An 8,464-nucleotide genomic window follows, 5' to 3' on the forward strand; every position below is an offset into this window, starting at 1 on the left:
TCCCCGCCGCAGATTCAGCACCGACGCACCCGGCGTAAAGACCTTGCTCTTCAGCGCCGTCACCGGCCGGAAACCCGACAACACCGCCGCCGGATACAGCCCCGAAAGCAGGGACACCCCGATCCATAACCCCAGCAGAAACCCGCCCGTCGTCCAGTCCAGCCACTCCAGCGATATCTGCTTGTCAAGGAAATTATTCATCAGCGGCAGGAACATCCGGATACTAAGCCCCGCCGCGAGGATCGCCATCCCCGTCAACAGAAACGCCTCGGTCATCAGTTGCCGCATCAGCTGTTGCCGCGTCGCGCCCAGCGTCTTGCGGATGCCCACCTCCTTCGACTGCCGGATCGCCAGCGCCGTCGAAAGGTTCGTATAATTGATGCACGCGGCGAGGATCAGAAACAGGCCGATCGCCCCCACGAGATACAGGTACTTCATCGAGATCGTATAACTGGGGTTACTCGACGTAAACCGCGTATCGTAGTGGATCGTTGGCAGCGGCTGCAACAGATACCGCGTCTTCTGCCGGGTCTCTTCGCTCTTCAGATGGTCCCTGACCAGGCCCGCCAGGATATGTTCCACCGGCGCCACATTCGCCGCCGACGGCAGCGTCACATAGGTGTAGCCGCTGGAATTCATCGACCATTGATCGATGCTGAAGCCCCCGGTAAAGTCGGCGCTAAAACTCTTATAGGAGATGAGCAGGTTATAAGGGAGATGGGTGTTGGTGGGGCCATCGGCTACCACCGCCGCCACCTGCAGGTCGACCTTGCCGTTGACCTTGATGCGTTTGCCCACCGCCGCTTCCTTGCCGAAATAGCGGCGCGCCGTCGACTCCGTCAGCACGCAAAACCCCGGCTCGGAAAAGGCCCGCGCCAGGCTGCCGTCTTTTATCGTTAGCGGGAACACGCGGGGAAATACCGAGTCGCCAAAAACGATCCTGGTCTCTTTCAGGGTCTGCTCGCCGACCAGCACCGTCATATCGTTTTGCCAGTCGATCTGCGTTACCTGGGCGCCACCCGGCAGCAATGCCCGCAACGCCGTGGCCATCGGGTAAGGCGTCACTGCCCCATAGGACACGCCGCTCTCGCCCGTATTCTCCGTCACCACGCGGTACACCTTCGCGCCGCCGGCCTTCTCCATTCCCCGGTCGAAACCGGATTCAAAAAAGATCAGCAGCGCGATCAGCAAAGCCGCCGTCACGCTGATATACAACCCAAAAAAGTTAAGTGCGAAAAATCCCTTGTTCTTGCGAAGCCGCCGCCAGGCGGTCAGGAGGTAGTTGAACAACATGTAGTAATAATTTAAGCCTACCCTCCCGCAACATAATAAATGCCGATCTCTCAGACAATTGGTTATCAGCCAGATGCGATTGATATCGCTCCGCACGCTTGTTCGCTTATGATACACCGGCCGTCCGCTGGCAAACCTATCCTTTCTTCTTTGGCGCCGCTCCCGCCTTCGCCGGCGCCGCCACCCCAATTACCGTGCTGAGGGGCACCCCCGCCCACTTCACCACCTTCGTCGCCGTCCCCGCGGGCTCACCAACGCCCACGCCTTCCCCCACCAACACCACATTGAACACCCGCTTCTTCAGCATCCCCGGGAAACTCCCCTTCGCCGCGCCAATGCTCAAGGTCTTCGTCTTATCGGTCCATTTGATCGTCGTCGTCGCAAACTGCCCCTGCTCATACCCATACCCCTCATTCTCGTCTTCGTAAAGGGTAAAGGACCCGTCCGCCCCCGGATACACCCGCAACTCGAGCGTATCGGTGCTTTTCTGCGTCGCATACTCCTCATTGGGACCCATCGGCACGATCGACCCCGCCCGCACAAAGAGCGGCATCGTCGCGACCGGCGCCTCGACATCGCTCCTCACTCCTCCACCCACCCTTCTCCCCGTCCAGAAGTCGTACCACTCCCCCCTCGGCAGATACACACTGCGACTCGTCGCCCCCGGTGTCGTCACCGGGCTCACCAGGAATGCCGGCCCGAACATGTACTCATCTTTTATTGAGTATACCGCCGTATCCTCGCGCCAGTCGAATGCCAGCGCCCGCATCATGGTATACTGTTCCTGCGTGACCTTCCCCGCCAGCGAGTAGATATAAGGTAACAACCGGTAACGCAGATTGTCATAGTTCAGCAGGATATTGCGCGTCGGCTCATCCCAGTTACGCGAATACAAGGCCCGCTCTCCCTTACCATGGATCCTGAACACGGGACAAAACGCCCCAAACTGAAACCACCTCGTAAACAATTCCCGAAACTCCGGTCTCGACCAGTCCGGCGCCTGCCAGTGATAGTGGTACCCGCCGATATCCGAGGTCCAGTACGGGATCCCCGACGCACAGGCGTTGATCCCCTGCGGAACCTGGTCTTCAAAGGAATGCCAGGTACACTCGATATCCGAGGACCAGAGCGTCGTGGCGTTGCGCTGCGCCCCCGCAAAACTCTGCCGGGAGAGGAAGAAGGCTCGCTTGCCCGGGATATCCTTCCGCCAGCCCTTATAGATACCGTCCGTGTGCATCAGCGAATAGGTATTGAAATAATCGATGCCTTTACCCAAAAAGAACTGTGCACTCCGTCTCGCGTCCAGCAACGTCCCATTATCCGGTTCACACTGATCGATCCACCACGCATCCCACCCATAGCGCTTCACCAGGCTGTCCCGCGCCTGTTCCCAGTATAGTTGCCGGGCCGCGGGGTTATGCGCGTCGTAATAGGTGTCGAAGGTATGCGTCACGACGTTGTCCCAGGTGATCGCGGTCAGCCCGCCCATCGCCTTCAGCGCGTCGAAATTGGCGGTTCCCTTCCCAAACACCGGCCATATCGAGATCATCGCATGCAGGTGTTCGTTATGGAGTGAATCTACCATCGCTTTCGGGTCGGGATAGCGTTGCGGGTTCATCACATGACTGCCGATGGGCAGCGGCTCCCAGTAATACCAGTCCTGCACCACCACGTCCACGGGGATATGCGCCTTGCGGTAACCCGCACCTGCCGCCAGCACCTCGGCCTGCGACTTATAGCGGTCCTCGCTCTGAAAGAGGCCATAGGCCCACTTCCCGAACATCGGCGCCCGCCCCGTCGCATCGCGATACTGCGAGACGATGCGGTCGAAGTCCGGGCCGTAAAAGAAATAATAGTCGATCTTATTGCCGCTCTCCGAGACGTATTGGTATTTCGTCGGGTCGGCCCCCACAAACTTCGAGGCACTGTAATTATCCCACAGCAACCCATAACCTTTCGTGGAGAGGAGGACCGGGATCGCGCCCGTCATGTATTTGATCAGCATCTCCTGGTTGCGGCCCTTGTAGTTGATGGCCAGCGAATCCAGCGGGTGACAGCCGAGGCCGAAAAGCCCTTCATCCCGGGGGGACCAGAACGTGGTCGAGCAGGAATAGGTGCGGATATTGGCCACCACCTGTGCCTGCATGGATTTATTGTCGGTTCCGTACTCGGCGAGGATCGCATTCCCACTCAGATCGTCATAGGAGATGGCGTTATTGCTCTTGTCAACGGTGATCTTTAGCCGCTTTGTCGTGATGACAACAGCGGTGCTGGTCTCGCTCACGGTGAAATCCGTCGCCCCGCCGTAGCGGTTTACCACGACCAGCGAAGGCTTCTGCTGCATCCGCGGCAGCATCGTGTACTTCACTTCGATCACGTCCGGCTGACAAACCCGGATGATCATCGACCCGATATCCAGCGTAAAATTCACCGCGTCCCCGTCCTTCTGCCAGGATTTCACCGAGGCCCGAACCGACGCCGCGGCCATCCCGGTAAGCAATAGGAAAAGCAAGGTTCTCTTAGCATAAATCGTTAGCATACAGTCTATTTTGAGGAGGTATTTTGCCGAAGGCTCCTAAAGATAAGGCATTCCCGGGAAAATGCTGCAATCGATTGCAACGCGCACATTGGCGTCCCCTTCGGGCCGGGCTCTCGGTCGCGCACGGCGCTCCTGCCGATCCCTGACGCATCTCCTCCACTCAAATAGGTGGTTTTCCCTCTATTTACATATCAACTTTCAATCATATATTTGATCCGCTAACACTAATCAAAAACACCGATCATGAACAGAAAACAACTCCTCCCCCTCCTCCTATTGCTATACCTGCCCGCCTGCGTCTCCCTCGACCAGGTCCGCACCTTCAGCAAAAACGCCTGCGGCATCCTCTCCTCCATCAACGACCTCGACTACTCCTTCAAGGCAAGCTATATAAAATATACGCTTCCCGGCAAGGACTTCGACCTCTCACTGAAGGAACCCACCCCCGACACCGCCGCACTCCGGCTATTCGGGCAGGCCGACGCCACCATCGCCATGTTCTCCAACGCCCTGCTCGCCTATTTCTCCGGCCTCGGTCAGCTGGCCGATCCATCCACCGGCAGCACCGACTATTCCAAACTCGGGGATGCCATCAAAGGCAATGAGAAGGTGTTGAACAAACTCCACATCACCGGCGACCAGGTCGAAGCGGGCGTCTCGCTCGCGCACAAGATCACCGACGCGCTGACCCGACATTACAAGGAGGAGAAGATCAAGGAGGTGATCCTTGAAGATACTGCGGCCGTTCGCAAAGTCGTGGAGGCGCTCTCGGCCGGCCTGAGCGAACTCCAGAACAATATCGTCTCCGACCAGGGCCAGCTAAAGGCAAAATATTTTCTCGTCACCGCCGACCCCGACATCGACAAGGGTGCGCGGATCCTCTTCGCCCGCGAATACCAAAAGGAGGTCACCGAACTCGAGGAGAAGAAGCACGCCATCGCCGCGCAGAAGCGTGGCCTCGAGGTGCTGTACCGCGGCCATCAGGACATCGCCGATAGGCTGAGGGATAACAAACTCTCCGCCGGCCAGATCCTGAGCCTGCTCGAGCAATATTCCGCCGACCTCCAGACCATTTATAACGATATCAAAAAACTCGCAAAATAATTTATCATGGCAACCAACCTCGATCTCACCCAACTCGGCCTCGCGTACCAAAGCGCCGGCAAAGCCATCAACGATCGCATCAGCGACGATTTCAACGACCTCGACTTTCACCAGGTGCAGGAACTCTCCAATAAAGCCCAGGATCTCTTCATAAAAAGCAAATCACTTTTCGCCCTCGCCACCATCTCGCTCCAGGACGATGCCAAGGCCAGTCTTCAATCGCTGTCGGACGCGTCCGATAAGCTCAACAAGGCCATCGCCAAACTCGCCAGGATCCAAAAGATCGTCAACATCGCGACCGATCTCGTCTCCATCGCCGGCGACGTCCTCAGCGCCGACTTCAAAGAGATCCCCGGCTCGGTCAAAAGCCTGCTCGCGGATATCTCCGCCAAACCCGGCGAATAAGCGCGGGTCCAAAATCCGATCTTTGCCCTCATGACGCACCGCGACGCCGTCTCCCTCCTCGATCATTCCGCCCTCCGCGGCTTCACCCGCATGCCCATGCCCCTGCCCGGCCATCCGCCCCTCCATTGGGCCGATCTCGGCTGCGGCGCAGGCACCTTCACGGTTGCGCTTGCCGACTACCTGCCGGCCGGCAGCACCATCGACGCCATCGACCTCACGCCCGGCATCAAAAAACAAACGACGCCCGCCGGCATCCACATCCAGCCGATGGCCGCGGACTTCACCCTCCCCAACCCCGCCCTCAACCGGCTCGACGGCATCCTCATGGCCAACTCACTGCATTATGTCAACGACAAACCCGCCTTCCTCAAAACCCTCCACGCCGCGCTAAAACCCGGCGGTCTCCTGGCTCTTGTCGAATACGACACCGACACCCCCGTCGCGCGGTGGGTGCCATTTCCCGTGTCCTTCACCACCGCCACCCGCCTCTTGACCCCACCCCACTGGCAGACTCCCCAAAAAGGCAATACGCATCCCTCGGCCTTCGGCCGCAGCAGGCTCTATGCAGCATTTGCAATAAGAAAATAATGGGTTCCGCCTAGGGCAGCTCCGCCGAGACGTAGCAGGAATAGTTCTGCGCGCCGGGCGACCAGTGAAAGTACAATCCACCATTGAGCCTTTTCATATCCTGAAATTGCTCGTTGGGAATGGTAAGGTTCTGCTCGAAGATCTTCCGCGGCGGCATATTGACCGTTTCGACAAAAACCTGCAACAGATAGTCCCCGGACAAAAATTCATACTGGCTATAGTCATTGGGAATAAGAAAATGATGATCCGTCCCCAGTCCGCGCTTATTGACAAAAACCCCGGCGCCCCTGGCCGGGCCATGATCCTCATATTGCCACAGATTAAAATTCTGGATGGACTCTCCCCTCTGCAATCGAACGAACATGTTCTGAATATAAATGCCCCGTTCTGCTGTGCAATACAGTAGCATGGGTACGGACACCTTTTTCTGGGGTCCGCCGGGACCATTGGGACCAAGATAGATCTTCGGCGGACGGGTCATCTTAACGATGCCCCGTTTTAGCCGGCTGGTCCAAAGCGAGTAAAAGGACACGGCAAGCGCAAGGAACGATATCAGGTAAGGGACTGGCATTTTCAGTTGATTTGAAAGATTCCTAGTTTAATGGCTACCAGAACGAGTCCAACCCGGCTCTTTACGTTGAACTTTTGAAACAGGCTATCCCGATATCCATCAACCGTCCTGGGACTTAGATACAGCCTATCCGCCATCTCCTTGAGGGTAAACTCCGAACACATCAGCCGCAGTACCTCCCTCTCTCTATCGGATAGCGTAACCGCTACACCCGTCGACCCGTCCGTTGCATCGGATCGCGCATTGGAAATCGACCTGGCCAGTTTTTGCACAATGGGTTCGCTATAATAGTATCCCTTTTCAACAACGATATTCAAGGCAGACAATAACTCTTCGGCGTCGATGTCCTTCATCAAATATCCCCTGGCCCCGTTTTTTAGCATGCGCATGATCGTAATGTCTGAATCGTACATCGATAGGATCAAAACCTTTACATCCGGTTTGTTCTGTTTAAGCCAAAAAGTCGTCTCACCCCCATCCATCCCGGACATAATGATATCAACCAACACGATATCCGGCGTCAGATCGGCATCGAGCTTTTCCATTTGCCGGATCATGTCCCGCCCGTCGGAGGCCTGAAGACAGACCCGAAACCGGGGCTCAAAAGTGGAAATAAGTGCCGCCAATCCTCCCCTTAGTAAGACATGATCATCGACCAATGCAACATTGATCGGGCCCTGCTCAATTTTCATAAACGGTTTGTTTTATCGGCATGCAAATAATGATCGCTGTTCCCGCGCCGGAAGTCGAATCAAATTCGACGGACGCATTTAATAGTTTGGCGCGATTGCGGATATTGATCAGCCCCAATCCATTTTGTACCGCCCAGTTGGTTGGTGACGGATCAAAGCCGATCCCGTTATCGGCAATTTTCAGTCTCAGATCCGCGATCGAAAAGGATAGCACAACACGTACATGGCTCGCTTGGGCATGTTTGACAATATTTTGCAACGCTTCCTGGACGATCCTGAACAGGACCATCTTTGTTTCCCTTTTTAACTCGTAGACCGTTCCGTTCACCTCAAAGACGATCTCGAAAAACCCGCCTCTTTTTAATCTATCCAACTCATTCTCAATGAGAAACTGAAAACTGACGTTATCAATGTGTGAGCTGTTCAACGCCTTCGCCATAGAACCCAGGTCATACAGCCCCTGGTTCAGCAATTTCCTGATCTCGGCGATCCTTTCGCGGTTGCACTCCGGCACCTCACGATCGAGAAAATTCATATGGAGCTTTGCCAACGACAGTACTTGTCCCACATTATCATGGATCTCTTCCGAGACCATCCGAAACGTTTCTTCCTGGGCGTCCAACCCCGCCCTCAACACTTCTTCAGGCAGTCGCTCTCTGATATTCTTCAGATCCCGCTCCGAGTTCCTTAGCTTTTTCGTGCTCTGCCAATACGAATACAACAGGGTACTGTAGAGCAGCGCGACCACCGTTTTAGCGATGGTACCCGTATCGACAGGATTCCACATCATATAGTAGAACAAATAGATATTTGCGTAAAACACCTGGTCATGGTTGCGAAAAACGCCCTTTCCTATCCTACGCAAAACACCTGCTCCTCTTTCATAAAACCCCCAAAAAAATAATCCGGCCCCGCGGGTAACCATTCCGGATTTCCGCAGTATTGTTTATAATAAGGCGTAAAAAACGAAAAACCTTCCCATATGCTTCCCAACCCGATCAAAGGAACCTTCCGCAGCCTCTGGAAAAACCGCGCATTCGGCTTCCTCAACATCGCCGGCCTGTCCATCGGCATCGCCTGCGCCGCCTTCATCCTGCTCTGGGTAGAGGACGAGACCACCTTCAACCACAACTTCGCCCAACGCGACTTCCTCTATCACGTCATGCAAAACGAAAAGACGGACCGCGGCATCTTCACCAACGGCTCCACTCCCGGCGCCCTGGCCGACGCCGTGAAGACCGATATCCCCGGGATCCGCAACAGCACCCGCCT

Annotated in this window: 9 protein-coding genes; 4 read left to right on the forward strand and 5 right to left on the reverse strand. The window is 56.0% G+C overall.

Features of this window, described 5'->3' with window-relative positions:
• The coding region (locus tag VGM48_RS19595) for an ABC transporter permease (protein ID WP_331582124.1) at positions 1–1,293 on the reverse strand (1,293 nt) is incomplete at its 3' end.
• A gap of 136 nt (positions 1,294–1,429) precedes the next feature.
• Positions 1,430–3,832 (reverse strand): glycoside hydrolase family 31 protein, encoded by a 2,403-nt coding sequence (locus VGM48_RS19600; RefSeq protein WP_331582125.1) that lies wholly within the window; start codon positions 3,830–3,832, stop codon positions 1,430–1,432.
• Positions 3,833–4,075: 243 nt separating this feature from the next.
• On the opposite strand from VGM48_RS19600, the gene VGM48_RS19605 reads away from it, so the two are divergent.
• Genes VGM48_RS19605 through VGM48_RS19615 form a run of 3 tightly spaced genes read left to right on the forward strand, consistent with a single transcriptional unit; the run spans position 4,076 to position 5,929 of the window.
• Positions 4,076–4,936: a hypothetical protein gene (locus VGM48_RS19605; protein ID WP_331582126.1), complete on the forward strand. Its 861-nt coding sequence runs from the start codon at positions 4,076–4,078 to the stop codon at positions 4,934–4,936.
• A 6-nt stretch (positions 4,937–4,942) separates the two neighbouring features.
• Complete coding sequence (locus VGM48_RS19610; protein ID WP_331582127.1) at positions 4,943–5,341, forward strand: hypothetical protein; 399 nt, start codon at positions 4,943–4,945, stop codon at positions 5,339–5,341.
• A 30-nt stretch (positions 5,342–5,371) separates the two neighbouring features.
• A complete protein-coding gene (locus VGM48_RS19615; protein ID WP_331582128.1) occupies positions 5,372–5,929 on the forward strand; it encodes a class I SAM-dependent methyltransferase in 558 nt (185 codons plus the stop codon).
• A gap of 10 nt (positions 5,930–5,939) precedes the next feature.
• Here VGM48_RS19615 and VGM48_RS19620 read toward each other — a convergent pair whose 3' ends face one another.
• The 3 genes from VGM48_RS19620 to VGM48_RS19630 are packed head-to-tail and all read right to left on the reverse strand — an operon-like array spanning position 5,940 to position 8,015.
• On the reverse strand, positions 5,940–6,500 hold the full coding sequence (locus VGM48_RS19620; RefSeq protein ID WP_331582129.1) for a hypothetical protein: 561 nt from the start codon (positions 6,498–6,500) through the stop codon (positions 5,940–5,942).
• A gap of 2 nt (positions 6,501–6,502) precedes the next feature.
• Entirely contained in the window at positions 6,503–7,192 is a 690-nt protein-coding gene (locus VGM48_RS19625; protein WP_331582130.1) for a response regulator transcription factor, read from the reverse strand.
• Positions 7,182–8,015, reverse strand: a complete 834-nt coding sequence (locus VGM48_RS19630; protein WP_331582131.1) for a sensor histidine kinase — start codon at positions 8,013–8,015, stop codon at positions 7,182–7,184. The genes VGM48_RS19625 and VGM48_RS19630 overlap by 11 nt, the downstream gene beginning before the upstream one ends.
• 159 nt (positions 8,016–8,174) lie before the next feature.
• Between VGM48_RS19630 and VGM48_RS19635 the strand changes: the two genes are divergently transcribed.
• Positions 8,175–8,464: ABC transporter permease (locus tag VGM48_RS19635; RefSeq protein WP_331582132.1), on the forward strand; the 290-nt coding region annotated here is incomplete at its 3' end.

This window comes from Puia sp. (genome assembly GCF_036500295.1).
Taxonomy (GTDB): Bacteria; Bacteroidota; Bacteroidia; order Chitinophagales; family Chitinophagaceae; genus Puia.